The sequence below is a fragment of the Denitromonas ohlonensis genome (assembly GCF_007625205.1).
GTDB classification, from domain to species: Bacteria; Pseudomonadota; Gammaproteobacteria; order Burkholderiales; family Rhodocyclaceae; genus Nitrogeniibacter; species Nitrogeniibacter ohlonensis.
Genome location: NZ_VMNI01000007.1, coordinates 283,729 through 307,393, shown reverse-complemented (window position 1 = coordinate 307,393; position 23,665 = coordinate 283,729). Strand labels below are relative to the sequence as shown.

Annotated in this window: 26 protein-coding genes and 1 riboswitch; of the genes, 11 read left to right on the top strand and 15 right to left on the bottom strand. The window is 64.3% G+C overall.

Annotation, left to right across the window (positions count from 1 at the left end; all coding sequences use genetic code 11):
• Positions 1-123: 123 nt before the first annotated feature.
• From FHP89_RS08665 to FHP89_RS08625, 9 genes are all read right to left on the bottom strand, one after another.
• Positions 124-891, bottom strand: a complete 768-nt coding sequence (locus FHP89_RS08665) for a pseudouridine synthase (RefSeq protein ID WP_313792161.1) — start codon at positions 889-891, stop codon at positions 124-126.
• A 218-nt stretch (positions 892-1,109) separates the two neighbouring features.
• Positions 1,110-1,694, bottom strand: a complete 585-nt coding sequence (locus tag FHP89_RS08660; protein ID WP_144173185.1) for a hypothetical protein — start codon at positions 1,692-1,694, stop codon at positions 1,110-1,112.
• Positions 1,695-1,714: 20 nt separating this feature from the next.
• The gene (gene scpB, locus FHP89_RS08655; protein WP_144173183.1) at positions 1,715-2,296 is read right to left on the bottom strand and encodes an SMC-Scp complex subunit ScpB; all 582 of its coding nucleotides are present in this window, start codon (positions 2,294-2,296) and stop codon (positions 1,715-1,717) included.
• The gene (locus FHP89_RS08650) at positions 2,274-3,128 is read right to left on the bottom strand and encodes a segregation and condensation protein A (RefSeq protein WP_144173181.1); all 855 of its coding nucleotides are present in this window, start codon (positions 3,126-3,128) and stop codon (positions 2,274-2,276) included. The genes scpB and FHP89_RS08650 overlap by 23 nt, the downstream gene beginning before the upstream one ends.
• A gap of 17 nt (positions 3,129-3,145) precedes the next feature.
• Complete coding sequence (locus FHP89_RS08645) at positions 3,146-4,348, bottom strand: tryptophan--tRNA ligase (RefSeq protein WP_144173179.1); 1,203 nt, start codon at positions 4,346-4,348, stop codon at positions 3,146-3,148.
• An 8-nt stretch (positions 4,349-4,356) separates the two neighbouring features.
• The gene (locus FHP89_RS08640; RefSeq protein ID WP_144173177.1) at positions 4,357-5,016 is read right to left on the bottom strand and encodes a site-2 protease family protein; all 660 of its coding nucleotides are present in this window, start codon (positions 5,014-5,016) and stop codon (positions 4,357-4,359) included.
• A 47-nt stretch (positions 5,017-5,063) separates the two neighbouring features.
• Positions 5,064-5,696, bottom strand: a complete 633-nt coding sequence (locus FHP89_RS08635) for an L-threonylcarbamoyladenylate synthase (RefSeq protein WP_144173175.1) — start codon at positions 5,694-5,696, stop codon at positions 5,064-5,066.
• Positions 5,697-5,705: 9 nt separating this feature from the next.
• Complete coding sequence (locus tag FHP89_RS08630; RefSeq protein ID WP_391525522.1) at positions 5,706-6,560, bottom strand: 3',5'-nucleoside bisphosphate phosphatase; 855 nt, start codon at positions 6,558-6,560, stop codon at positions 5,706-5,708.
• Positions 6,560-7,447, bottom strand: a complete 888-nt coding sequence (locus FHP89_RS08625; protein WP_144173173.1) for an alpha/beta fold hydrolase — start codon at positions 7,445-7,447, stop codon at positions 6,560-6,562. The genes FHP89_RS08630 and FHP89_RS08625 overlap by 1 nt, the downstream gene beginning before the upstream one ends.
• 52 nt (positions 7,448-7,499) lie before the next feature.
• Positions 7,500-7,588, top strand: a riboswitch (glycine riboswitch).
• A 163-nt stretch (positions 7,589-7,751) separates the two neighbouring features.
• On the opposite strand from FHP89_RS08625, the gene gcvT reads away from it, so the two are divergent.
• The 4 genes from gcvT to katG all read left to right on the top strand — a co-directional run bounded on the left by gcvT (position 7,752) and on the right by katG (position 14,830).
• On the top strand, positions 7,752-8,834 hold the full coding sequence (gcvT, locus tag FHP89_RS08620) for a glycine cleavage system aminomethyltransferase GcvT (RefSeq protein ID WP_144173171.1): 1,083 nt from the start codon (positions 7,752-7,754) through the stop codon (positions 8,832-8,834).
• 60 nt (positions 8,835-8,894) lie between these two features.
• On the top strand, positions 8,895-9,275 hold the full coding sequence (gcvH, locus tag FHP89_RS08615) for a glycine cleavage system protein GcvH (protein ID WP_144173169.1): 381 nt from the start codon (positions 8,895-8,897) through the stop codon (positions 9,273-9,275).
• 93 nt (positions 9,276-9,368) lie between these two features.
• Positions 9,369-12,257 (top strand): aminomethyl-transferring glycine dehydrogenase, encoded by a 2,889-nt coding sequence (gcvP, locus tag FHP89_RS08610; protein WP_144173167.1) that lies wholly within the window; start codon positions 9,369-9,371, stop codon positions 12,255-12,257.
• 398 nt (positions 12,258-12,655) lie between these two features.
• Complete coding sequence (gene katG, locus FHP89_RS08605) at positions 12,656-14,830, top strand: catalase/peroxidase HPI (protein WP_144173165.1); 2,175 nt, start codon at positions 12,656-12,658, stop codon at positions 14,828-14,830.
• A 75-nt stretch (positions 14,831-14,905) separates the two neighbouring features.
• Here the strand turns inward: katG and FHP89_RS08600 are convergent, their stop codons facing one another.
• From FHP89_RS08600 to FHP89_RS08590, 3 genes are read right to left on the bottom strand one after another with little or no spacing between them, the layout of a single operon-like run.
• On the bottom strand, positions 14,906-15,133 hold the full coding sequence (locus FHP89_RS08600) for a DUF2798 domain-containing protein (protein WP_144173163.1): 228 nt from the start codon (positions 15,131-15,133) through the stop codon (positions 14,906-14,908).
• Positions 15,130-15,729 carry a flavodoxin family protein gene (locus FHP89_RS08595; protein WP_144173161.1) on the bottom strand — a complete coding sequence of 200 codons (600 nt, stop codon included), beginning with the start codon at positions 15,727-15,729 and terminating at the stop codon, positions 15,130-15,132. The genes FHP89_RS08600 and FHP89_RS08595 overlap by 4 nt, the downstream gene beginning before the upstream one ends.
• A gap of 35 nt (positions 15,730-15,764) precedes the next feature.
• On the bottom strand, positions 15,765-16,259 hold the full coding sequence (locus tag FHP89_RS08590) for a DUF2938 domain-containing protein (RefSeq protein ID WP_144173159.1): 495 nt from the start codon (positions 16,257-16,259) through the stop codon (positions 15,765-15,767).
• An 82-nt stretch (positions 16,260-16,341) separates the two neighbouring features.
• Between FHP89_RS08590 and FHP89_RS08585 the strand changes: the two genes are divergently transcribed.
• Positions 16,342-16,779: a helix-turn-helix domain-containing protein gene (locus FHP89_RS08585; protein WP_144173157.1), complete on the top strand. Its 438-nt coding sequence runs from the start codon at positions 16,342-16,344 to the stop codon at positions 16,777-16,779.
• 86 nt (positions 16,780-16,865) lie between these two features.
• Here FHP89_RS08585 and FHP89_RS08580 read toward each other — a convergent pair whose 3' ends face one another.
• Positions 16,866-17,369, bottom strand: coding sequence for a lactoylglutathione lyase family protein (locus FHP89_RS08580; protein WP_144173155.1), 504 nt, complete (start codon positions 17,367-17,369; stop codon positions 16,866-16,868).
• Between the two features lie 96 nt (positions 17,370-17,465).
• On the opposite strand from FHP89_RS08580, the gene FHP89_RS08575 reads away from it, so the two are divergent.
• Entirely contained in the window at positions 17,466-18,425 is a 960-nt protein-coding gene (locus FHP89_RS08575; protein WP_144173147.1) for a LysR family transcriptional regulator, read from the top strand.
• Positions 18,426-18,461: 36 nt separating this feature from the next.
• Positions 18,462-19,514 carry a transglutaminase family protein gene (locus FHP89_RS08570; protein WP_222105342.1) on the top strand — a complete coding sequence of 351 codons (1,053 nt, stop codon included), beginning with the start codon at positions 18,462-18,464 and terminating at the stop codon, positions 19,512-19,514.
• Positions 19,515-19,631: 117 nt separating this feature from the next.
• Here FHP89_RS08570 and cadR read toward each other — a convergent pair whose 3' ends face one another.
• Positions 19,632-20,096, bottom strand: coding sequence for a Cd(II)/Pb(II)-responsive transcriptional regulator (cadR, locus tag FHP89_RS08565; protein ID WP_144173140.1), 465 nt, complete (start codon positions 20,094-20,096; stop codon positions 19,632-19,634).
• A 94-nt stretch (positions 20,097-20,190) separates the two neighbouring features.
• Here cadR and FHP89_RS08560 point away from each other — a divergent pair, with 94 nt between their 5' ends.
• The 3 genes from FHP89_RS08560 to FHP89_RS08550 all read left to right on the top strand — a co-directional run bounded on the left by FHP89_RS08560 (position 20,191) and on the right by FHP89_RS08550 (position 22,172).
• A complete protein-coding gene (locus FHP89_RS08560; protein ID WP_144173138.1) occupies positions 20,191-20,832 on the top strand; it encodes a cation transporter in 642 nt (213 codons plus the stop codon).
• A gap of 67 nt (positions 20,833-20,899) precedes the next feature.
• Positions 20,900-21,631 carry an SDR family NAD(P)-dependent oxidoreductase gene (locus FHP89_RS08555; RefSeq protein ID WP_144173136.1) on the top strand — a complete coding sequence of 244 codons (732 nt, stop codon included), beginning with the start codon at positions 20,900-20,902 and terminating at the stop codon, positions 21,629-21,631.
• Between the two features lie 103 nt (positions 21,632-21,734).
• On the top strand, positions 21,735-22,172 hold the full coding sequence (locus FHP89_RS08550) for a glutamate-ammonia-ligase adenylyltransferase (RefSeq protein ID WP_144173134.1): 438 nt from the start codon (positions 21,735-21,737) through the stop codon (positions 22,170-22,172).
• Positions 22,173-22,345: 173 nt separating this feature from the next.
• Here FHP89_RS08550 and FHP89_RS08545 read toward each other — a convergent pair whose 3' ends face one another.
• Positions 22,346-22,546 (bottom strand): hypothetical protein, encoded by a 201-nt coding sequence (locus FHP89_RS08545; protein WP_144173132.1) that lies wholly within the window; start codon positions 22,544-22,546, stop codon positions 22,346-22,348.
• Positions 22,547-22,714: 168 nt separating this feature from the next.
• Here FHP89_RS08545 and pip point away from each other — a divergent pair, with 168 nt between their 5' ends.
• Positions 22,715-23,665, top strand: coding sequence for a prolyl aminopeptidase (gene pip / locus FHP89_RS08540; RefSeq protein ID WP_144173130.1), 951 nt, complete (start codon positions 22,715-22,717; stop codon positions 23,663-23,665).

Here is a 23,665-nt window from a genome sequence, read left to right as displayed (position 1 = left end):
CGCCCAAAAATAAAAAAATGGGCTTACGCCCATCCCCATCGTTTCAACTGGAAATCGGTGTTTTGGCGGCATGGAGCCACCAAAACTCTCCGATTATAACCACTTACATGTCCTCAAGCAATTTCAGCGTCGCGAACGGCGCCCTTTGCTCGGCACCGCTTTGGGTGCTTCAATGCCGGCCAGCTGGCACACCAGCGCCTCTTCCAGGTTTTCGACCTGACCCCGCTTCAAACGCGAGGGCATCAGCACGGGGCCATAGCGCACACGCATCAATCGGCTGACGGTCAATTGAAGCGCTTCGAACATGCGGCGCACTTCGCGGTTCCGCCCTTCGGACAAGACCACGTGATACCAATGATTTGAGCCTTCGCCGCCGCGATCGACCACACTGGTGAAGCGCGCCGTGCCGTCGCCCAGCTCAATGCCGCTCTTGAGCAAGGTGATCTGCTCATCGGTCAAGGTTCCGAGCAGTCGTACGGCGTATTCACGCTCCATTTCGTAGCGCGGGTGCATCAGCCGATTGGCCAAGGCGCCATCATCAGTAAACAACAGCAAACCCGAGGTATTGAAATCCAGGCGACCCACGGCAACCCAGCGACCGTGGCGCAACTTGGGCAATTGCTCGAAAACCGTCGTTCGCCCTTCGGGGTCGTCCCGCGAGACGATCTCGCCTTCGGGTTTGTGATACATCAGCACCCGAGGCACCTTGGTTTCGAAACGCAGCTGCACCAGCTTGCCATTGACCCGGATACGATCCGTGGGCGTCACTTTCTGGCCAATGGCGGCAGGCTCTTCGTTGACCGAGATACGCCCCGCGATGATCATTTCTTCAATCTCGCGACGCGAAGCCACGCCGATCGAGGCCAGCGCCTTGTTCAGTCGCTCAGGCACGGCAAACTGCTCTGGCACACGACGCCCGCCCTGACCTTTCGCGCTCTGCCCACCCCGACCAGCCGCTGCGCGCGGCTTGCCTTGATGGCCTGCTCCGACAACGTTCCCGTTGGCTTCGCCCTGCGGGCCTGACCGGTGCTGACTACCGCTGCCACCGCGACCACCACCGGCGCCTGACGGCCGCTGACGCGGACCGCCGCGAGGCGCTACATTGCCGTTCACCTCGGCGCCATCACCGCCCGCCGACGCACCACCGGAGCGCTGGCGACCCCGACCACCGCCGGCATTCTGGCGTTGATTGCCACGTTGTTCTCGATTGCCGTCCACTTCCCGGCCTTCAACATTGCCCTGCCCCTTCTCTCCCCGCGGCCCACGACCACCGCCAGAACGGTTGCGTGAGTTGCCTCGCGGCGGCCGATTACCGTCGGCTTCGGGCCGGTCACCGCCGCCGCGCGGGGCTTGCTGACCATCACCGGAATTTCCCGCGCTCTTGTCGCCACGCGGGCCACGGCCACCGCCAGAACGGTTGCGCGACTTGCCACGCGGCGGCCGGTTGCCGTCGGCTTCAGGCCGCTCACCACCGCTTTGCGGGGCTTGTTGAGCTTCGCCGGAATTTCCTGCGCTCTTGTCGCCACGCGGGCCACGACCACCGCCAGAACGATTGCGCGATTTGCCGCGCGGCGGCCGGTTGCCGTCGGCTTCGGGCCGATCACCACCACCTTGCGCCTGCGGCGCTTGCTGTCCGTCTCCCGTCGCGCGCGATTCACCACGAGGCCGCCTGCGGCGCCCTTCTTTGGGCGCATCGCCGGCACTGCTCGAATCGTTATTCTGCGTCGGTTGCGGGTTGGGTTTCTGGGAGTTCGACAAGATCCATCATCCTTTCAATTTCAGTCAACGGAGGCAACTCCGTCAGGCTTCGCAGCCCAAGCTCGTCGAGAAATCGACGGGTCGTCGCCAGAAGCGCCGGACGACCGGGGGTGTCCCGATAGCCCACTGCATCAATCCAGCCACGCGATTCAAGCGTTTTGATAACGTTGGTGGATGCCGCAACGCCGCGAATATCTTCGATGTCACCCCGAGTCACTGGCTGGCGATAGGCAATGATGGCCAGCGTCTCGAGCACCGCCCGTGAGTATTTCGGCGGCTTTTCGTCTTTCAAGCGATCCAGGAAGACCTGAATCTCCGGCCGGGTCTGGAAGCGCCAGCCCGAGGCGATCTGCACCAGCTCAACGCCGCGCCCCTGCCACTGCTCGCGCAAGGCTTCAAGCAGACGGCGCACCATGTCGCTGCCCGGGTCCTCCGCAAACAACTGTCGCAAGGCCGAAACCGATCTCGGTTCGCTCGCCGACAGCAAGGCCGCTTCGAGAATCCGGGTGTACTCCTCAGGCGTGCTCGGTTCCTGCATCGTTCAGCTTTACGTATATCGGCGAAAACCCGGCAGTTTGCGTGATCTGAACCAGCCTTTCCTTGACCAGTTCGAGCATCGCCAAAAAACTCACCACCAGATGCGCAGCGCCTTTGGTCGGGTCAAACAAGGTATCGAAAACCACAAACTCACCACCGTGCAGACAACGCAGGATGCGGCTCATGTGCTCGCGCACCGACAGGCTTTCCTTGCGAATGTGGTGATGCTGGGTCAGTTTGGCTTGACGCGTGATCCGCAGCCAGGCCAGTTGCAAGTCGTGCAAGCCAACGTCCGGCAAGCGCTCGACGACTTTCTCCGCGACAAAAATGCCGACCCATTCAATATCCCGGCCGACCCGCGGCGTGGCGTCCAGTTTCAGGGCAGCCAGCTTCATCTGTTCGTAGTCTAGCAGTCGCCGCACCAATTCTGCACGCGGATCGTCTTCTTCTTCGATCACCCGTGGTGATTTTGGCAACAACATCCGCGATTTGATCTCGAGCAGCATCGCCGCAATCAGCAAATAATCCGCGGCCAGCTCCAGATTGTGCCGGCGCATCGCCTCAACATACTTCAGATACTGGGCGGTCAGCGGCGCCATCGGGATGTCGAGGACATCGATATTCGCTTTTCGGATCAGGTACAACAGCAAATCCAGCGGCCCCTCGAAGGCGTCGAGAAACACCTCGAGCGCCTCCGGCGGAATATACAGATCGGCCGGCAGTTTGAGCATGGGCTCGCCATACAGGCGAGCAACAGCAGCACGCTGCGCTGGCGTTTCCTCCGGCGCAAGCGGTAGTTCAGCCGTTTCAACGGGCAACACCGAGTCAATCATCGGGCTACCCCGGCAACTTAGCTATACCCCAGACCCATGGCATCGCGAACATCGCGCATGGTTTCCTGCGCCAGTTTGCGTGCGCGCTCGTTGCCATCCGCAACAATATTGCGCACCAGGGACGGATCATCCAAGTATGGCTGCGCACGCTCACGCATGACGTCCTGCTCTTTCTGGATCGCTTCGAGCACCGGCTGCTTGCAGTCGAGGCAACCAATGCCCGCGCTCGTGCAACCTTTCTGCACCCAATCGTGCGTGCTGGCGTCGGTGTAAATCTTGTGAAACTGCCAGACCGGGCATTTTTCCGGATCACCCGGATCGGTGCGGCGCACACGCGCCGGGTCGGTCTGCATGGTGCGAATCTTTTTGGTGACCGACTCGGCGTCTTCACGCAAAAAGATGGTGTTTCCGTAAGACTTGGACATCTTCTGCCCATCCAGCCCCGGCATACGCGCGGCTTCGGTCAGCAAGGCGCCCGGCTCGGCCAGAATCATCTTGCCGCCACCGTCGAGGAAGCCATACAAACGCTCGCGGTCGCCATGGCTCAGGCTTTGCGAGTCATCAATCAGGGCTTCGGCCTGCTCTTGCGCCTCGGTGTCGCCTTCTTGCAAGAAGCGGGTCCGCAGCTCGTCGTAGAGATTGGCGCGTTTGCGCCCAAGCTTTTTAATCGCTTCGCGTGCCTTGTCTTCAAAGCCCGGCTCGCGGCCATAGAGGTGATTGAAGCGGCGCGCGATCTCGCGGGTCAACTCAACGTGCGGGACCTGGTCTTCACCCACGGGCACCTTGTCGGCGCGGTAGATCAGGATGTCGGCCGACTGCAACAAGGGGTAACCGAGGAATCCGTAGGTGGACAAATCCTTGTCCGACAGCTTTTCCTGCTGATCTTTATAGGTCGGCACACGCTCCAGCCAGCCCAGCGGGCACATCATCGAGAGCAGCAAATGCAACTCGGCATGCTCGGGCACGCGCGACTGGATGAAGATGGTGGCCTGGGTCGGATCGACGCCAGCGGCCAGCCAGTCGATCACCATGTCCCACACACTTTCTTCGATCACCAACGGGCTGTCGTAGTTGGTGGTCAGGGCATGCCAGTCGGCAACGAAAAACAGACAGGGATACTCGGACTGCAGCTTGACCCAGTTTTTCAACACACCGTGATAGTGGCCGAGATGAAGTCGGCCGGTCGGCCGCATACCTGAAAGAACGCGCTCTGCGTACATGTGAGAACTCAGAATCCAAAAATGACAGCAAGAAAGTAACTGAAAACACCGATCAAGGGGCCAAGAATTCGACCCAGCACACCGGAGATCAGCAACACGATAAGGAGGGGAAAACCGTACGGCTCAAGCCGGGCAAACTTCCATGCCAGGTTGGCCGGCAGCAGGCTCACCGCAATTCGCCCGCCGTCGAGTGGCGGGATCGGCAGCAGGTTGAGCAACATCAGAATCAGGTTGATCTGGATGCCGGCGTCGGCCATTTGCGCCATCGGCAAGGTGTAGGCCGAGGCCGGGGCGACCAGCGCCACTTTCAGCAAGGCCGCCCAGGCCAGTGCCATGAGCAGGTTGGCGCCCGGCCCGGCCGCGGCTACCCACAACATGTCGGCCTTGGGATTGCGCAGGCGGCCGAAGCTCACCGGCACCGGCTTGGCCCAGCCAAACAGCATGCCACCGGCACCGGCCAGGGTGCTCATCAACAGAATCGCGCCCGGCACGAGGATGGTTCCGACCGGGTCGATATGACGCAAGGGGTTCAGGCTGATACGGCCGGCGAGATCCGCCGTCGGGTCGCCAAAATAGCGGGCGACATAACCGTGCGCGGCTTCGTGCAAGGTGATGGCCAGAATCACGGGCAGCGCCCAGATGGCCACAGTGGAGATCAGCTCTTGCATGCGCTCACGGCGTCAGAAAACGGGCGATTGTAACAGAGCGCACCGCCTCAGCCGGCATCCAGGCCAAACGGTGACAGGTCGCCGCGACCGGCGCGCACCAGTTCAGGCGAGCCGCTGCTCAGGTCAATCACCGAGGTCGGGTCGCCCGGACAGCCACCGCTGTCGATCACCAGATCGACCACTTTGCTCAGACGGTCGCGGATGTCTTCGGCGTCGGTCATCGGCAGATCATCGCCGGGCAAAATCAGCGTCGACGACAGAATCGGCTCGCCCAGCGCTTCGAGCAACGCAGCCACCACGGGATGCTCCGGCACGCGCAGACCGATGGTCTTGCGCTTGGGGTGCAGCAAGCGACGCGGCAGTTCTTTGGTCGCCTCAAGAATGAAGGTGTAGGGGCCCGGCGTGGTGGCCTTGAGCAGACGGTATTGCGCGTTGTCGACACGTGCATAGGTGCCGATCTCGGACAGATCGCGGCACAACAGCGTGAAGTGATGGCGCTCGTCCACATTCCGGATACGGCGAATACGATCGAGCAAACCGGCGTCGCCCGTGTGCCCGCCAAGCGCGTAGGCCGAATCGGTCGGGAAGGCCACCAGGCCGCCACGACGCATGATCTCCGCGGCCTGGTGCATCAGGCGCGGCTGTGGTTGTTCAGGGTGTACGGTAAAAAACTGAGCCATGACATTCCATTAAAAACGATCAATCAAGCTCGACCAGACCGGCACCACGCCGTCTGGCAATAGTGCGCAGCGCCCGAGATCGACCCGGCTTTCCTGCTCGCCGTGAAAATCCGACGCGCGCGATGCCAGCAGATTGAACCGCCGTGCATAGCGGGCGAATTTACTCACTTTCGCGTCCGAATGCGACCCCGACACCACCTCGATGCCCTGCCCGCCGGCATCGACAAAGCGCGCCAGCAGACGCTCCATCTCGATATCCGAGAGCCGATAGCGTCCCGGATGTGCCACCACCGGCACGCCACCGGCGGCCCGAATCCACTGTACGGCATCGGCCAGATCGGCCCATCGGGTTTCAACAAACCCGGGTTTTCCGCGCACCAGATAATGCTTGAACACCGCATCCACATTAGGCATCAAGCCGATCGCCACCAGATGCCGCGCAAAGTGTGCGCGACTCACCAGCGCGGGGTTGCGCGCAAATGTCAGCGCGCCATCGAGCACGCCGCGAATGCCCAGCGCGGCCAACGCGTCACTCATCTGCTGCGCCCGGATATGGCGCCCGGCTCGCAGCCCAGACAGTCCAGTTTGCAGCACCGGATTGTCTGCATCGACGCCCAGGCCCACGACATGAATCGTCTCGCCACCCCAGGACACCGACACCTCCACGCCCGGCACCAGACGGATACCGGCCTCAGCCGCGGCGATCTGTGCCTCGGCCAGACCACCGGTTTCGTCGTGATCGGTCAGCGCCAGAAAATCGACGCCATTGGCGGCGGCGCGGCGAACCACATCGGTCGGCGACAACCAGCCGTCCGAGACCGTGGAATGGCAATGCAGATCGGGGTTCTTGGGCATCGCATGCATCAGACAGGGCTCCTGTTCTGCGCCGCAAGCACAAAGCTTTCAATCAATTGCGCGACCTGCTCGGGCACATCGTGATGCAGGTTATGACCCGCTTTCGGGATCAAATGCTCCCTAAAATCTGAAAAACAGGCTTTTGCGTTGGCAATCTGCGCCGCATCCACACCCAATTCCTGACGCAGCGTCTCGTCTTCCGGCTCGATCCACATCACCGGCGCCTTCGCCCGCCGCCAGCAAGCTTCCGCCTCGGCGCGACGATACAACACCGGATTGACGCGCTGATGCGCCGGATCGGCCGCCAGACTCACTTGGCCATCGTCACAGGTCCGCCCCAGTACGCCCGCCAAGAACCTCGCCTTGCCCGCATCCAGACGTGGATTACGCCGACGCAAGCGCTCGGCCAGCGCATCAAAACTGTCATACAGACGCCACGGCGAGGTGACCGCAAGTCCGTTCAGCCACTTTTCGTAACGCCCAGGCGCCTCGTCGGACGGCCGGTCGGCCAAGCCAAACGCGTCAATCGCCACCACGCTCGCCACCCGCCGCGGGCGGATGCCCGCGTACAAACACGCGATGTTGCCGCCCATGCTGTGCCCTACCAGATGCACCGGCGCCTCGGGTGAGAGCGCGCTCACCAGCGCATCCAGATCCGCCAGATAATCGGGAAACCAGTAACCGCCCGATGCCCACTCACTGCCACCAAAGCCCCGCCAGTCGGGCGCCACCACATGCCAGTCGCCCTTCAATGCATCGACCACAAACTGGAAGCTCGCCCCCGCATCGCCCCAACCATGCAACATGATCAACAAGGGCGCATCGTCACGCCCCCAGTGGGTGCAATGCATGCGCAGGCCGCGCAGCGTTGGGCGAGTGAATCGACTGGGTTTCATGGGCGGCATCATAGCAAAGCCTTGCACCGCTTTCGGTCGGGTGATAACGTTGCGCCGTCGTGCGGGAGAGTGCTCGGTCAGCCGAGCCGCCGAAGGCGTAACCCCCCGGAATCGCTCAGGCAACATGGACCGCCGACAATTCAAGAATCTGGAGAGCGATGTGGGCCGACAAGCCAGCACATCCACCGAAGGGGCACCCGCCAGACGCGCGGAATCTCTCAGGTAGAACGGACAGATGGGGACGCCACACCTTGTGTGCCGTCCCTTTTTTGTCGCCTACACTGTGGTAAAGAGGAGTTCCGTCATGGCCCGAGTCACCCCGCTTCACGCTGTTCACGTCGCCGCTGGCGCCCGCATGGTCGATTTCGCCGGCTGGGACATGCCGGTCAATTACGGCTCCCAGATCGAAGAGCACCACGCTGTGCGCAGCGATGCCGGCATGTTCGATGTCTCGCACATGCTCGCACTCGATCTCACCGGCGCCGACGCCACCCCTTTCTTGCGCACCCTGCTGGCCAACGACGTGGCCAAGCTCACCGTGCCTGGCAAAGCGCTCTACAGCTGCATGCTCAACGCCGAAGGCGGCGTGATTGACGACCTCATCGTCTATTACTTTGCCGCCGACCACTTCCGCATCGTGGTCAACGCCGGCACCGCCGACAAGGACGTGGCCTGGATGCGCAAGCAGATCGCCCGTATCGGCGCCAATGTCACGCTCGACGCCCATCGCGACCTTGCCATGATCGCCGTCCAAGGCCCCAACGCCCGCACCAAGACCTGGCATGCCATTCCGGGTTCCGAGTCGGCCAGCGCCGGACTCAAGCCCTTCTTCGCCGCCCAGGTCGGCGACATGCTGATCGCCCGCACCGGCTACACCGGCGAAGACGGCTTTGAGATCACCCTGCCCGCCAGCCAGGCCGCCGATCTCTGGAATGCACTTGCCGCCGCCGGCGTCGCACCCTGCGGGCTTGGCGCGCGGGACACCCTGCGCCTCGAAGCCGGCATGAACCTCTACGGCCAGGACATGGACGACGCCACCTCGCCGCTCAACGCCGGCCTGAGCTGGACCGTCGACATGAAAGACATCGACCGCAACTTCATCGGCCGCGCGGCGCTCGAAACCCACCCCGCCAGCCAGAAGATGGTCGGCCTGGTGCTGCTCGAACGTGGCGTGCTGCGCGCCCACCAGACGGTGTTCACCGACGCCGGCGAGGGCGAGACCACCAGCGGCACCTTCTCGCCCACCCTGCAGCAAGCCATCGCCTTTGCCCGCCTGCCGCTCGACGTGGCTGAGGGCAGCACGGTCGAAGTCGACATCCGCGGCAAGCGCCTCAAGGCGCGCACCGTCAAGCTGCCCTTTGTCCGCAACGGCCAGGCTCTCATCTGATTTGTTTTCCCGGCCCCTGCGGGGGCCACGACCCCATCCAACTCTCCGGAGCGCATTCCCATGAACATCCCCGCCGAGCTGAAGTACACCAAGAGCCACGAATGGATTCGCCGCGAAGATGACGGCACCGTCACCATCGGCATCACCGACCACGCCCAGGAAGCGCTCGGTGACATCGTCTTCCTCGACCTGCCCGAAGCCGGTCGCGTGGTTGCCGCGGGCGAAGAGTGCGCCGTGGTCGAGTCGGTCAAGGCCGCCTCCGACATCTACGCACCGGTCGCGGGCGAAATCGTCGCCGCCAACGACGAAGCGCTCGACGCGCCCGAGTCGGTCAATGCTGACGCCTACGCCAACTGGCTGTTCAAGCTCAAGCCCGCCAACGCTGCGGATGTCGACGCCCTGCTCGACGCTGCCGCCTACGCCGAAGTCGCTGCCGACTAAGCCCGGCACTCCCCGGGTGTGGCACGCCAGCGCGTCGCCACGCCCGCAGTCCTGATGGACTCCTGCGCCCCCCAAAACAGCGAAGCCAGCCCCATGTCGATCACACCGTTCTCTGCCCCCCTGTCCACGCTCGAGCAGCGCGACGCCTTCATTCACCGCCACATCGGCCCGAGCGAGGCTGAAACCCAGTCCATGCTTGACGCCGTCGGCGCCGCCAGCGTCGACGCGCTCATCGGCCAGACCGTGCCGCCGGCCATCCGCCTGGCCGCGCCCCTGCCGCTGGCCAGCGCCAAGCCGGAACATGTTGCCCTGGCCGAGCTCAAGGCCATTGCCGACAAGAACGTAATCAAGAAATCGCTGATCGGCATGGGTTACTACGGCACGCTGACGCCCAACGTCATCCTGCGCAACGTGCTCGAAAACCCGGGCTGGTACACCGCCTACACGCCCTACCAGGCCGAGATCGCCCAAGGCCGCCTCGAAGCCCTGCTCAACTACCAGCAGATGGTCATCGACCTCACCGGGCTTGAACTGGCAAACGCCTCGCTGCTCGACGAAGCCACCGCCGCCGCCGAAGCCATGGCCATGGCGCGCCGTGTGTCGCGCAGCAAGAGCAACGCCTTCTTTGTCGACACCAACACCTGGCCGCAGACAGTCGACGTGGTGCGCACCCGCGCCGCGCTGTTCGGCTTCGAGCTGGTCTTCGGCACCGCGGCCGACGCCGCCCAGGCCGACGTCTTCGGCGCGCTGCTGCAAAACCCCGGCCAGAACGGCGAAGTCGTCGACCTGACCGACATCATCAGCGCGCTCAAGGCCAATGGCGCCGTGGTCGCCGTGGCCTGCGATCTGATGGCCCAGGTACTGGTCAAGTCGCCCGGCGAAATGGGTGCCGACATCGCCCTCGGTTCGGCCCAACGTCTCGGCGTACCCATGGGCTTCGGTGGCCCGCACGCCGCCTTCTTTGCCACCCGCGACGCGCACAAGCGCTCGGTGCCCGGCCGCATCATCGGCGTGTCGGTCGACGCCCGTGGCAAGACCGCGCTGCGCATGGCCCTGCAAACCCGCGAGCAACACATCCGCCGCGAAAAGGCCAACTCCAACATCTGCACCTCGCAGGTCCTGCTGGCCAACATGGCCGGCTTCTACGCCGTGTATCACGGCCCGGACGGCCTGCGCACCATCGCCGGGCGCATCCACCGCCTCGCCGCGATCATGGCCGAAGGGCTGACCCAGGCCGGCATGGCGCCGCTCAACCGTGCCTTCTTCGACACGCTGACCGTCAACACCGGCGAGGCCACCGCCGGGGTGCTGTCCGCCGCCATCGCCGCGGGTTACAACCTGCGCTTTGTCGACGCCAACACCATCGGCCTGGCCTTTGACGAAACCCACACCGCCGCCGATGTCGCCGCCCTGCTGCAACTGCTCACCGGCCAAGCCGCCGACGTGGCCGCGCTCGACGCCGTCGTGGCCGCCCGTGCCGGTGCCCTGCCCGATGCGCTGCGCCGCACCGACGCGATTCTGTCGCACCCGGTATTCAACAGCCACCACACCGAACACGAGATGCTGCGCTACCTCAAGCGCCTGCAAAACAAGGACCTCGCGCTCGATCACTCGATGATCTCGCTCGGCTCGTGCACCATGAAACTCAACGCCACCGCCGAGATGATCCCGGTCACCTGGCCCGAGTTTGGCAACATCCATCCCTTCGCACCCATCGACCAGGCGCAGGGCTATCTGGAAATGATTGGCTCGCTCGACGCCTACCTGCGCGCCATCACCGGCTTTGCCGCCATCTCCATGCAGCCCAACTCCGGTGCGCAGGGCGAATACGCCGGCCTGCTCGCCATCCGCCGCTACCACGACAGCCGAGGCGAGCAGCACCGCGACATCTGCCTGATCCCCAAATCAGCCCACGGCACCAACCCCGCCACGGCACAGATGTGCCGTATGAAAGTGGTCGCCGTCGAGTGTGACGACAATGGCAACGTCGACGTCGCCGACCTCAAGGCCAAGGCCGAGCAGCACAGCGCCAACCTCGCCTGCCTGATGATCACCTACCCCTCGACCCACGGCGTCTTCGAAGCCGGCATCCGCGATATCTGCGATGCCGTGCATGCCAACGGCGGCCAGGTGTACATGGACGGCGCCAACATGAACGCCCAGGTCGGCCTGACCTCGCCCGCCACCATCGGCGCCGACGTCAGCCACATGAACCTGCACAAGACCTTCTGCATCCCGCACGGCGGCGGCGGCCCGGGCATGGGCCCCATCGGTCTGGCCGCGCACCTGGCGCCCTTCATGGCCAACCATGTGGTGCAGCCAATCGACGGCCCGCACGCCGGCCAGAGCGCCGTCAGCGCTGCGCCCTACGGCTCGGCCAGCATCCTGCCGATCAGCTGGATGTACATCGCCATGATGGGCGGCGACGGCCTCAAGCGCGCCACCGAAATCGCCATCCTCAACGCCAACTACATCGCCACCCGCCTCAAGGGCCACTACCCGGTGGTGTACAGCGGCGAGAACGGCCGCGTGGCGCACGAGTGCATCATCGACATCCGCCCCATCAAGGCCGCCTGCGGCGTGAGCGAGGTGGACATCGCCAAGCGGCTGATGGACTACGGCTTCCACGCCCCGACCATGAGCTTCCCGGTGGCCGGCACGATCATGATCGAGCCGACCGAATCCGAGAGCCAGGCCGAGCTGGACCGTTTCATCGACGCCATGATCAGCATCCGCGCCGAAATCGCCAAGATCGAAGCTGGCCAGTGGGATGCGGAAAACAACCCGCTCAAGCACGCCCCGCACAGCCAGGCCGACCTCATCGGCGACTGGGACCGCCCCTACACCCGCGAGGTGGCCGCCTTCCCGCTGCCCTGGGTCGGCGACAACAAGTTCTGGCCGAGCGTCAATCGCATTGACGATGTATACGGCGACCGCAACCTGTTCTGCTCATGCGTACCGATGGACGCCTACGAGAGCTGATACCCACAGCGCATTGCCCATGAAAAACGCCCTTCGGGGCGTTTTTCATTAGGCGCGCCGCGTCGAAAGATTGACGTACGCACCCGTGCGTAGGTTGGGTTGAGCGCAGCGAAGCCCAACACAACATCCGCGCGTCTCGGGACATCGTATGTTGGGCTTCGCGTTGCTCAACCCAACCTACATCCCTGAATCCATCCGCAGTACGGTCGCTAATAACGCCCCCCGCACCAGGGGACGTTTCTATTGGCTGCTATCCCGCCATAGCCAAACCCAATAGGACATATTGCTATTTATCCTAGACGCAGAAGCCTAAGCTGAAGACATGACTGAATGGCATGGTTTGCGAGCATGCACGCCATCCAAGCACCTCTAACAACAACGCGCGACAGGAGATGAACATGAGTGCAAACAACACGACATCAACCGGCAAATGCCCGGTCATGCACGGCGGCCAAACAGCCGCCGGGGCTTCCAACACGGCCTGGTGGCCGAATGCGCTGAACCTCGACATTCTTCACCAGCACGACACCAAAACCAATCCGCTCGGCGCGGACTTCAACTACCGCGAAGCGGTCAAAACGCTCGATTTCGACGCGCTCAAGCGCGACCTCACCGCGCTGATGACCGACAGCCAGGACTGGTGGCCGGCCGACTGGGGCCACTACGGCGGCCTGATGATCCGCATGGCCTGGCACTCGGCCGGCTCCTACCGCACGGCGGACGGCCGTGGGGGCGGTGGCACCGGCAACCAGCGCTTCGCCCCGCTCAACTCCTGGCCCGACAACGGCAACCTCGACAAGGCCCGCCGCCTGCTCTGGCCGATCAAGAAAAAGTACGGCAACAAGCTCAGCTGGGCGGACCTCATCCTGCTCGCCGGCAACGTGGCCTACGAGTCGATGGGGTTCAAGACCTTCGGTTTCGGCTTTGGCCGCGAGGACATCTGGCATCCGGAAATGGACACCTACTGGGGCGCCGAAAAGGAATGGCTCGCCCCCAGCGACAACCCCAACAGCCGCTACTCTGGCGAGCGCGACCTCGAAAACCCGCTGGCCGCGGTGATGATGGGCCTCATCTATGTGAACCCCGAAGGCGTCGACGGCAAGCCCGACCCGCTCAAGACCGCACACGACGTGCGCGTGACCTTCGCCCGCATGGCCATGAACGATGAAGAAACCGTCGCCCTCACCGCCGGCGGTCACACGGTCGGTAAGGCCCACGGTAACGGCGACGCCGCGCTGCTCGGCCCCGCCCCGGAAGGTGCCGACGTCGAGGAGCAAGGCTTCGGCTGGATGAACCACAGCACCCGCGGCGTCGGCCGCGACGCGGTCACCAGCGGCCTTGAAGGCGCATGGACCACCCACCCGACCCAGTGGGACAACGGCTACTTCGACATGCTGCTCAACCACGAGTGGGAGCTGAAAAAGAGCCCCGCCGGTGCCTGGCAGTGGGAGCCGGTCGACCTCGCCGAAGGCGACATACCGCCCGACGCCGAAGACCCCGCGCAGCACAGCCGCGTGATCATGACCGACGCCGACATGGCCATGAAGATGGACCCGGCCTACCGCGCCATCTCCGAGCGCTTCCATAAAGACCCGGCCTACTTCAACGACGTGTTCGCCCGTGCCTGGTTCAAGCTCACCCACCGCGACATGGGCCCCAAGGCACGCTACATCGGCCCCGAAGTGCCGGCTGAAGACCTGATCTGGCAAGACCCGGTGCCGGTCGGGAGCACGGATTACGACGTGGCCGCCGTCAAGGCCAAAATCGCCGCCAGCGGCCTGAGCATCAGCGACATGGTTGCCACCGCCTGGGACAGCGCGCGCACCTATCGCGGCTCTGACATGCGCGGCGGGGCCAACGGCGCACGCATCCGCCTCGCCCCGCAGAAGGACTGGGCAGGCAACGAACCGGCGCGGCTGGCCAAAGTGCTGGCCGTACTCGAACCCATCGCCAAGAGCAGCGGCGCCAGCGTGGCCGACGTGATCGTGCTGGCAGGCAATGTGGGCATCGAGCAGGCCGCCAAGGCTGCCGGCGTAAGCGTCAGCGTGCCCTTCTCTCCGGGCCGCGGCGACGCCACCGACGCGCAGACCGACGCCGAATCCTTCGACGTGCTCGAACCCCTGCACGACGGCTACCGCAACTGGCTCAAGAGTGACTACGTCGTCAGCGCCGAAGAGCTGCTGCTCGACCGCACACAGCTCATGGGCCTCACCGCGGTTGAAATGACCGCGCTGGTCGGCGGCATGCGCGTGCTCGGCACCAACCACGGCGGCAGTCAGCACGGCGTCTTCACCGACCGCGTCGGCACACTGACGAACGACTTCTTCGTCAATCTCACCGACATGGCCAACACCTGGAAGCCGACCGGCAAGAATCAGTATGAGATTCGTGACCGCAATACCGGCGCCGTCAAATGGACGGCCACCCGGGTCGACCTCGTCTTCGGCTCCAACTCGATCCTGCGCGCCTACGCCGAGGTGTATGCCCAGGACGACAACAAGGCGAAGTTCGTGCAGGACTTTGTCGCCGCCTGGACCAAGGTGATGAACGCCGACCGTTTCGATCTGGCCTGATTCACCTGAGCCTGACGCAACAACCCCACGCCGCCCGCCAAGGGCGCGTGGGGTTTTTCATGCCGGCGATGCGTCTCACGCCTTTGCCACCAGTGCCCCGACCATCCGCCGCGCCACCGGCGACACCAGCATCACCGCCGGAAAGGCAAACAGCCACGCGGTGAGCCACGCGCCAACCCACAGGCCGAGAAAGTCGGGCGAAAAGCCCGTCGCGCGAAATGTCGCGATGCCAGACACCATAAGCGACATCAAGCCCGACAGAATCAAGCTGAACAGGGCCGATCCGAATTTTGCGGGAATCATGCGCACACCTCCTGTTCCGAACGCACGCCAACCGTGCCCCCCAGGCGCTGCAGCGCCTGCGCAAAATGCACCCCGAACAGCCGTGCCGATTTGATGTCGCCGGGCACGAAGGCATCAGCCGCCGCCCCATGCCCGGCCTGCGCCATCAAGCCCGACCACGACCCCAGCCGATTCGCCGCCTCGTCATAGGGCACCCCATCGTGCTGCTCGGGCAGCACCGGGTTTCCCGCCCACAGCATGCCGTGCTGCATGCAGAACACGAACATCGACATCAGCGTCGACTGCTTGTCGCCCGCCGGCAGCGACGACACCGTAAAGCCAGCGGCGAGCTTGCCGCGCAGCCGTTGCGTGCGCCACAGGCGGCCGGTCGCGTCCATGAAGGACTTGAAGGGCCCCGATACGCCGCCCAGATAGGTGGGCGAGCCGAGGATCACGCCGTCGTAGCCGGTCAGCACATCCGGCGCGGCGGTCAGCGCCTCCGCCTGGAGCAGATCGGCCCGGATGCACGCCAGCGTGCGGGCGCCGTCGGCAATGTGCCGGGCAATATGCTCGGTATGGCCGTGGGCACTGTGATAGGCAATGGCAATCGTATGCATGTTGGAAACTCCCAAAACGTCAGAAGAACACCGGCTCAGCGCGCAAGCGCGACCACGAGCACGGCGGAAAGGTACAAGCCCAGGCCAAACACCGCATGGTTCACCACGCTGCGCGCGCAGTTCTTCAGCGGCGTGGGGGTTTTCGACGCGGCAAACCCCGCGCCCATGGCCGGCTGCATCACAAACAGCGGCGCCACCACCGTCGCCACGCCAAACAGCAACGCCGGCAACAGGGTTGGGCGCAGCAGCCACGCCATGCCGAAGGCCGCCACCAGCACCGCGGCAAACACCACGCCCACGGCGTAGTGCACCGCCCAGCCCAGCGCACGCTCGCCCGCAATGGGCGCCGACTTGGCAATGGCCGGATGCACCAGCGTGCCGCGCCCCAGATGCCCCGCCCAACGCCCCAGCAGGGCAAAGTTCAGCCCCTGGATGCCAAAGCGGCGCAACAGCGCGAGCCACAGGTCCATGACCACGGTCGCGCCGGCACCAATGAAAACCACCTTGATAATGTCTTGAAGCAGTGACATGAGAACCTCCTTGATCGTTGACTAACTGGCTTGTAGAGAACACTCTAAAAGTTGAAGTCAACTTCAAGTCAAGGGGTCTTGAATGGACATTGCAGAAGTCGCCAAACGCACCGGCGTGCCCGCCTCGACGCTGCGCTATTACGAAAAGCGCGGGCTCATCCATTCGGTCGGGCGCGACGGCCTGCGCCGCCGCTTTGCGCCCGGCGTGCTCGACCAGCTCGCGCTCATCGCCCTCGGCCAGGCCGCCGGCCTATCGCTCGACGAAGTGCACGCCATGCTCTCGCCGGACGGCGAGCCCAACATCGACCGACAATTACTGTCGGCCAAGGCGGACGAGATCGACGCCCTCATCAAGCGCCTGCGCGCCGTCAGCAACGGCCTGCGCCACGCCGCCGCCTGCCCCGCCCCCAGCCACGCCGCCTGCCCCAGCTTCCAGAAACTCCTCAAGGCCGCCGCGCAGGGCATTTTCAACACACAAGCCGAGCCAACCCGCAAAGCCCCGCGCCGCACTCGCGCGTAGCGTTACCGCCTCCGCTTCGCTCATGCTGTAGGGCGGATGAGCGCAGCGTCATCCGCCGCCACCGCCCCACCACCCAAAGCACGGCCCTACCTCTGATACGCCCCGGCCGCATACGTCAGCTCATAGCTGTGGCTGTAGATCTCCAGGATGTTGCCGAACGGGTCTTCCATGTACACCATGCGGTAGGGCTTCTCGCCCGGAAAGTACTCGCGCACCGGCATGCGCTGCTTTCCGCCGGCCGCCACCACTTTCGCGGCCAAGCCTTCCACGTCCGGGTCCTGCACGCAGAAGTGGAAGACGCCGCTCTTCCAGTACTCAAAATTGTTGTCCGGCTTCTGCGCGTTGCGGAATTCGAAAATCTCCACCCCGATGCGATCGCCCGTCGACAGATGCGCGATGCGGAACGAACCCCAATCGGCGCCGAACACATCGGTGCACATCACGCCGATGGCCGAATCGTCTTCGGTGATGGTGGTCGGCGGCATGATCAGGTACCAGCCCATCACCTCAGTGTAGAACTTCACGGCGGCGTCGAGATCCGTCACCGACAGGCCAATGTGGGAAAAACTGCGCGGATACGTGTGCGACATGATGGCAACTCCGTTTGAATGAACAGTAGCCAGTCTAGGTGTGCACAGCGATAATCAACAATGAGTCATAACTGATAATTTCGATAACTGTTCATTATGCTAAATCCGCAATGGCTGCGCAGCTTCAGCACCCTCGCCGAATTGGGCAACTTCACCCGAACCGCCGAGCGCCTCGACCTCACCCAGGCCGCCGTCAGCCAGCATGTACAGCGGCTCGAAGCGCAGCTCGGTCCGCTGCTCATCCGCCGCCCCCGCCAGATCGAACTCACCCCCGCCGGCCGTGCCCTGCTCGACTACTGCACCGACGTCGGCGCCGCCGACGCGCGCCTGCACCGGCGCCTCAGCGACAACGACCCCACCCGCGGCGAGATCAGCCTCATCACCCCCGGCAGCATCGGCCTCGCCCTCTACCCCCATTTACTCGACCTCCAGCAACGCCACCCCGGCCTCAGTATTCGCCACCGCTTCGCCCCCGACCACGACGTGCTCACCGCGGTGCTCGACAACCACTTCGAGCTCGGCCTCGTCACGCTCAAGCCCGACGACCCACGCCTCACCGTCACCCGCTTCGCCGAAGAGCCGCTCGAACTCATCGCCCCCGCTGGCGTGCCCGCCCGCACCTGGACCGACCTCGACGCCCTCGGCTTCATCAACCACCCCGACGGCCACGCCATGGCCAGCCGCCTGCTCACCCGCCGCTTCCCCGGCGCCCCCGGCATTCGCACGCTACGCTGCACCGGCTTCACCAACCAGATCGCCCTCATCCCCGAACCCGTTGCTCTCGGGCTGGGTTTCACCGTACTCCCGCGCTACGCACGGCAGGCTTTCGCACGGCCGGAGGCGATCCAGGTCATCGCAGGCGAACCGACGGTGGTCGATACCTTGTGGTTGATTCATCGGGCCGAGTGGCCGCTGTCGGCGCGTGCGCAACACGCGGCCGACGAACTACGATCGCGGATACAGGCGGCGGGGGACAATGCACCGGATCCGCGTGCGCGGCCTGCAGCCGCCACTCCAGGACGCCCGTCAGCCGCCGACACAAAGCGCAAAAACTGACATTGATTTCACCGAAGGTCCGTCACCGCGGTCCACTTGATTGTCGGCGGCAGCGCCCACCCAACCCGCCGCACAGATGCCAGCGGCGGTCGTGACCCGGAAAAGACCCGCAGCGCCGCCACCCGGACCTGTCGGAATCAAGCGCCAACCCAGGATTGCGCATCGCCGCATCCGGGAGACGGCAGCCAAAGTGTTAGTCTGCTTGCTCACAAGGAGCGCCGCACCGCCGTGACTCGAATACAAATCAGCCATACAACGGTCTATCACTACCGCACGCCGGTCAGCCTGAATCCGCACCGGCTGATGCTGCGCCCCAGAGAAAGCCGCGAACTGCAACTCATGTCGCACGCCGTGCAGGTGTCTCCCGACGCGACAATCGCCTGGGCGCACGATGTCTCGGGCAATGCTGTCGCGACGGCATCGTTCACCGGCAAGACCGACGCATTGCGGATTGAAAGCAATCTCGCGCTGGATCTCACCGCCAACCCCTGGCCGATCTTCAATATCGCGGCGACTGCCCTCAGCTACCCCTTCTTCTATTCCAACGATGATCGCGCAGATCTGGGCGGCCTCGCGATCCAGCAATACCTTGACCCGATGGGCCGCGTCCAGAAGTGGGCCCGATCATTCGTGCACGGCGCCGCGCCCGACACGCTCGAATTGCTGAAAGCGATCAGCCACGGCGTGTCGGAATCATTGCTCTACGAAGTGCGTGAAAGCGAAGGCACCCAGACGCCGATCGAATCGCTCGATCGCGGGCGGGGTTCGTGCCGCGACTTCGCCGTTCTGTTCGCCGAAGCCGTGCGCAGTCTGGACATGGGCGCCCGGATCGTCTCCGGCTATCTGTACGACCCGCAAAATACGGCGACCGGTTCCGCGGGCTCCGGATCCACCCACGCATGGGCAGAGGTGTATGTACCTGGCGCGGGCTGGATCAACTTCGACCCCACCAATCGCAGCATCGGCGGATTCAATCTGGTGCCGGTCGCCGTGGCCCGCGACATCCGTCAATTGATGCCGGTGTCTGGCAGCTACGTGGGCGCAGCAGATGCGTTCGCGGGGATGGAGGTCGAAGTCCGGGTGAGCTGACGGATCGGGGCGTGCTCGCCGCACTGCGCGACAAGCGCTTCTCACCTGACCTCGTCACCCGCACACTCGACGATCTGCAACTTTCGATCACCCACGCCGCGGAACACGCCCTGGCATTCATCGCTCTCCGGCGCCATCGTCAGCACCAGGGCCAATCTCGACGCCCGCGCCATCACTCACCGACCCGATGGCCACCGCCGTCAATTCATTCAGAATTCCACAGGCCTCCACCGCGCGATGTTCGCCGCAGCGGCTTCGCAGTGCCTGTAATTGCTGCTCCAGCGCTTGCATGCTGGCGATGCGCTGGCGGAGCGTGTCGAGGTGGTTGTCGATCAAGGCATTGATGTCGCCGCAGTCGGCATCGGGGTGGCTGCCGGCGTCGAGCAGGCGCTGGATCTCGGCCAGCGACATGTCGAGCGCGCGGCAATGGCGGATGAAGGCGAGGCGTTCAACGTGCTGGGTGTCAAAGCTACGGTAGCCGTTGCTTTGCCTTTGAGGCGGTGGCAACAGGCCCCGTTTCTCATAGAAGCGGATGGTGTCTGCATCCACGCAGCAGGACTGGGCGAGTTCTCCGATGCGCATCGGGCTGTCCTCTGATTTGTTTGGCTTGCGACGGTTGACCCTGGAGTGGCTTCAGGGTTTCAAATAGGCATATTGAAACACTGGAGTGAAGGCAATGGCGGGCTGTTGCAACGATGGGTGTGGGTCACCGGCGCCGATGGTGGGGCCGCGTTACCGGCGGGCCTTGTGGATTGCGCTGGTGATCAACGCGCTGATGTTCATCGTTGAGATCGTTGGCGGAATGCGCTCGGGCTCGGTGTCGCTGCTGGCCGATGCGGTGGACTTTGCCGGCGATGCCGCCAACTACGGAATCTCGCTCGCCGTGCTGTCGATGGGCCTGCTGTGGCGGGCGCGGGCGGCGCTGGTGAAGGGATTCACCATGGGCGCCTACGGGCTGTTCGTGCTGGGCAAGACGCTGTGGGCGGCGATGGCAGGCGTGCCGCCCGAGGCGATCACCATGGGCGTGATCGGGTTGGTGGCGCTGGCGGCCAACGTATTGGTGGCGATCATGCTTTACGCCTACCGCGATGGCGACGCGAACATGCGCTCGGTGTGGCTGTGCAGCCGCAATGACGCGATCGTGAACGTGGCCATCGTGCTGGCCGCATTCGGCGTGTTCGGCACCGGCTCGGCCTGGCCCGATTTGCTGGTGGCGGCCGTGGTGGCCGGATTGGCACTGACCGCGTCCACCAGTGTGGTGCGACAGGCGCGCGCGGAGATTGATCAGGAGAAGCTGGCCGCCGGCATGGTGAACTGAAACGGCGTAAGGTCTGCGGTATGACAGGCGTGCCGCACGACACGCACGCAGACACAGGAGACTGAGCATGGCAAGCAATACCCGACCCATCGCGCTCATCGTCGGCGCGGGTGACCACCTCGGCGCGGCGATAGCCAAGCGCTTTGCGCGCGAGGGCTACGACATTGTGGCGACTCGCCGTCGGGGCGACATGGAATCACTGGTGCGCGACGTTCAGGCGCTCGGCGCGGACGCCACCGCCATACACTCCGACGCGCGCGACGAGCAGCAGGTGATTGAGCTCATCGAACACGTGGAGGCCACTCTGGGGCCCATTACGGTGACCGTTTTCAACGTGGGCGGCAACGTGCGCTTCGGTATTGCCGAGACCACGGCGCAGGTCTATCGCAAGGTGTGGGAGATGTGCGCCTTTGCCGGTTTTCTGGTCGGGCGCGAAGTGGCCAAGCGCATGCTGAGCCGCCAGCGCGGCACGATTCTTTTTACCGGCGCCTCGGCCAGCCTGCGCGGCGGCATTGGGTTTGCGGCCTTTGCCGGCGGCAAGCACGCCTTGCGCGCGCTGGCACAGAGCATGGCGCGTGAGTTGGGGCCGCAAGGCATTCATGTCGCGCATGTGGTGGTCGATGGCTTGATTGAAAACGCCAACACCGCCCAACTCATGCCGGCGCTCTACGCCAGCAAGGGCGAGGACGGCGTCGTCAAGCCGGACGATCTGGCCGAGGTTTACTGGCAGCTCCACCGGCAGCCGCGCAGCGCCTGGACTTTTGAACAGGATGTGCGGCCATCGGCCGAGCCGTGGTAGCGCAACGTAAACCGGCGCCCACCCGCGACGGGATGAACGCACATCGACACCGCAGGTCCATACACGCTCCAACGAGCCCCCCGTGTGAGCAGGAAAACGCCCCATGAAGACACGCTTCAAACTCCGCACCTGGCAGTTGATCGCCCTCGCGATCGTCGTGGCCTGGGCGGTCGACTGGTTCATCCAGCGCCCCGACAGCCAGGCACGCACGCTCAACGCGGCGATTGCGGCCGAAGGCAGCGCCGCGCTCAAGGCCTACCCCTATCCCTTCCGCGTGCTGCGGGTTGAGGACGGCAAAGCCGTGATGAGCACGCCGCGCAGCCGCGATGTGTCAGTGACCCGCGTCATCAAGGTGCTTTACCCCAACATCAACGTGCTCGACACCAACGACGCCGCCTTCATCGCGGCGCAAAAGGAACTGGCAAGCCTGCAGTTCGAGGCGCGCGACATTGTGATGAAGCAGCCGGGCGTCAAGACCGTGGCATGGGAGATCGACCGGCACTGGCTGGGGGCGCGGGGGATCGACGTCCCGGCGAATTGATGCAAGGCAGATAAGCGCGGGGCGTCCGCCCGACTCGGCACCGACGCGGCACCGATGGCGGATGCGCTTCGCTTATCCGCCCTACCCTCGCGTTTGGCAAACGCTTGACGAATTCCGCCGCTAGTTCACTTTTACCGCGCCGACATGCCGTCTGCCCTCGTGACGCAGGCGGCTTATCCGCGGGTTTTCTTCCCGGCCACCGCTTCGGCGTGGGCGTCAGACATGCCGCTGACTCGCGCAAAGCAGCCTTCAAGCGGGCAGTCCCGCCCCGGTGGGCAGCCGTGCTCGTAAGCGCATTCCTGCTGAGTCTCGTCGAGCAAGACCATTTCGCGCACCTTCTCGCAGCGGCCGATCGGTGAATCGATGAAGCTCATGACAGTCTCCTTACGGGGGCGCGGTGGTGGCTGGCCCCCCTCCTGCAAAGTGATTCCTTCATCTATATTTTTAGCGCCGAATGCGCCGGTTCGCAGGCTTATCTGGTGGTGGCACAGGCACAGGCACACGCGACATAATGTCGCCATCACCCACGCCCTCGTCCCGCCATGACTTCGCTGCGCACCCTCTACCCCGCCATCGAACCCTATGCCACCGGCCACCTCGACGTGGGCGATGGCCACCGCATCTACTACGAGCGCGTGGGCACGCCGGGCGCGAAGCCGGCGGTGTTTCTGCACGGGGGCCCAGGCGGGGGGATGTCGGCGGATCATCGCCGGCTGTTCGACCCCGCGCGCTACGACGTGCTGCTGTTTGATCAGCGCGGTTGCGGGCAGTCGACGCCGCATGCCTGCCTTGAGGCGAACACCACCTGGCATCTGGTGGCCGACATCGAAGGTTTGCGCGAATTGGCGGGCGTCGAAAAATGGCTGGTGTTCGGTGGATCGTGGGGCTCGTCGCTGGCGCTGGCCTATGCCGAGACCCATCCGGATCGCGTCAGCGAGCTGGTGTTGCGCGGCGTCTACACGGTGACTCAGGCCGAGCTCGACTGGTACTACCACTTCGGCGTCTCGGAGATGTATCCGGACAAGTGGGAGGCGTTTATCGCCCCGATTCCCGAACCGGAGCGTGACAACCTGATGGCGGCCTATCGCAAGCGGCTGACGGGGAACGACCCCGTGGCGCAGATTGCCGCCGCACGCGCGTGGAGCACCTGGGAGGGCAGCACGATCAAACTGCTGCCCGATGCGGACTTTGCCGCTGGCTTTGGCGAAGACCACTTTGCGCTCGCCTTTGCGCGCATCGAAAACCACTATTTCTCGCACCTGGCCTGGCTAGAAGACGGCCAGTTGCTGCGCGACGCGCACATGCTGCACGGTATCCCCGGCACCATCGTGCACGGCCGATACGACATGCCTTGCCCGCTGCGCACTGCCTGGGCGCTGCACAAGGCGTGGCCGGCAGCCGATTTTCACCTCATTGAAGGCGCCGGTCATGCCTATTCGGAGCCGGGCATTCTGGATCAGCTCATTCGCGCGACTGACCGCTACGCCGCTTAG

What these genes read in the sequence shown, in the direction of transcription:
- FHP89_RS08660 (WP_144173185.1), bottom strand. Translation starts at nt 1,694, where the DNA reads ATGCGCCCAAAGAAGGGCGCCGCAGGCGGCCTCGTGGTGAATCGCGCG.
- scpB (WP_144173183.1), bottom strand. Translation starts at nt 2,296, where the DNA reads ATGCAGGAACCGAGCACGCCTGAGGAGTACACCCGGATTCTCGAAGCG.
- FHP89_RS08650 (WP_144173181.1), bottom strand. Translation starts at nt 3,128, where the DNA reads ATGATTGACTCGGTGTTGCCCGTTGAAACGGCTGAACTACCGCTTGCG.
- FHP89_RS08645 (WP_144173179.1), bottom strand. Translation starts at nt 4,348, where the DNA reads ATGTACGCAGAGCGCGTTCTTTCAGGTATGCGGCCGACCGGCCGACTT.
- FHP89_RS08640 (WP_144173177.1), bottom strand. Translation starts at nt 5,016, where the DNA reads ATGCAAGAGCTGATCTCCACTGTGGCCATCTGGGCGCTGCCCGTGATT.
- FHP89_RS08635 (WP_144173175.1), bottom strand. Translation starts at nt 5,696, where the DNA reads ATGGCTCAGTTTTTTACCGTACACCCTGAACAACCACAGCCGCGCCTG.
- FHP89_RS08630 (WP_391525522.1), bottom strand. Translation starts at nt 6,560, where the DNA reads ATGCATGCGATGCCCAAGAACCCCGATCTGCATTGCCATTCCACGGTC.
- FHP89_RS08625 (WP_144173173.1), bottom strand. Translation starts at nt 7,447, where the DNA reads ATGAAACCCAGTCGATTCACTCGCCCAACGCTGCGCGGCCTGCGCATG.
- gcvT (WP_144173171.1), top strand. Translation starts at nt 7,752, where the DNA reads ATGGCCCGAGTCACCCCGCTTCACGCTGTTCACGTCGCCGCTGGCGCC.
- gcvH (WP_144173169.1), top strand. Translation starts at nt 8,895, where the DNA reads ATGAACATCCCCGCCGAGCTGAAGTACACCAAGAGCCACGAATGGATT.
- gcvP (WP_144173167.1), top strand. Translation starts at nt 9,369, where the DNA reads ATGTCGATCACACCGTTCTCTGCCCCCCTGTCCACGCTCGAGCAGCGC.
- katG (WP_144173165.1), top strand. Translation starts at nt 12,656, where the DNA reads ATGAGTGCAAACAACACGACATCAACCGGCAAATGCCCGGTCATGCAC.
- FHP89_RS08600 (WP_144173163.1), bottom strand. Translation starts at nt 15,133, where the DNA reads ATGATTCCCGCAAAATTCGGATCGGCCCTGTTCAGCTTGATTCTGTCG.
- FHP89_RS08595 (WP_144173161.1), bottom strand. Translation starts at nt 15,729, where the DNA reads ATGCATACGATTGCCATTGCCTATCACAGTGCCCACGGCCATACCGAG.
- FHP89_RS08590 (WP_144173159.1), bottom strand. Translation starts at nt 16,259, where the DNA reads ATGTCACTGCTTCAAGACATTATCAAGGTGGTTTTCATTGGTGCCGGC.
- FHP89_RS08585 (WP_144173157.1), top strand. Translation starts at nt 16,342, where the DNA reads ATGGACATTGCAGAAGTCGCCAAACGCACCGGCGTGCCCGCCTCGACG.
- FHP89_RS08580 (WP_144173155.1), bottom strand. Translation starts at nt 17,369, where the DNA reads ATGTCGCACACGTATCCGCGCAGTTTTTCCCACATTGGCCTGTCGGTG.
- FHP89_RS08575 (WP_144173147.1), top strand. Translation starts at nt 17,466, where the DNA reads ATGCTAAATCCGCAATGGCTGCGCAGCTTCAGCACCCTCGCCGAATTG.
- cadR (WP_144173140.1), bottom strand. Translation starts at nt 20,096, where the DNA reads ATGCGCATCGGAGAACTCGCCCAGTCCTGCTGCGTGGATGCAGACACC.
- FHP89_RS08560 (WP_144173138.1), top strand. Translation starts at nt 20,191, where the DNA reads ATGGCGGGCTGTTGCAACGATGGGTGTGGGTCACCGGCGCCGATGGTG.
- FHP89_RS08555 (WP_144173136.1), top strand. Translation starts at nt 20,900, where the DNA reads ATGGCAAGCAATACCCGACCCATCGCGCTCATCGTCGGCGCGGGTGAC.
- FHP89_RS08550 (WP_144173134.1), top strand. Translation starts at nt 21,735, where the DNA reads ATGAAGACACGCTTCAAACTCCGCACCTGGCAGTTGATCGCCCTCGCG.
- FHP89_RS08545 (WP_144173132.1), bottom strand. Translation starts at nt 22,546, where the DNA reads ATGAGCTTCATCGATTCACCGATCGGCCGCTGCGAGAAGGTGCGCGAA.
- pip (WP_144173130.1), top strand. Translation starts at nt 22,715, where the DNA reads ATGACTTCGCTGCGCACCCTCTACCCCGCCATCGAACCCTATGCCACC.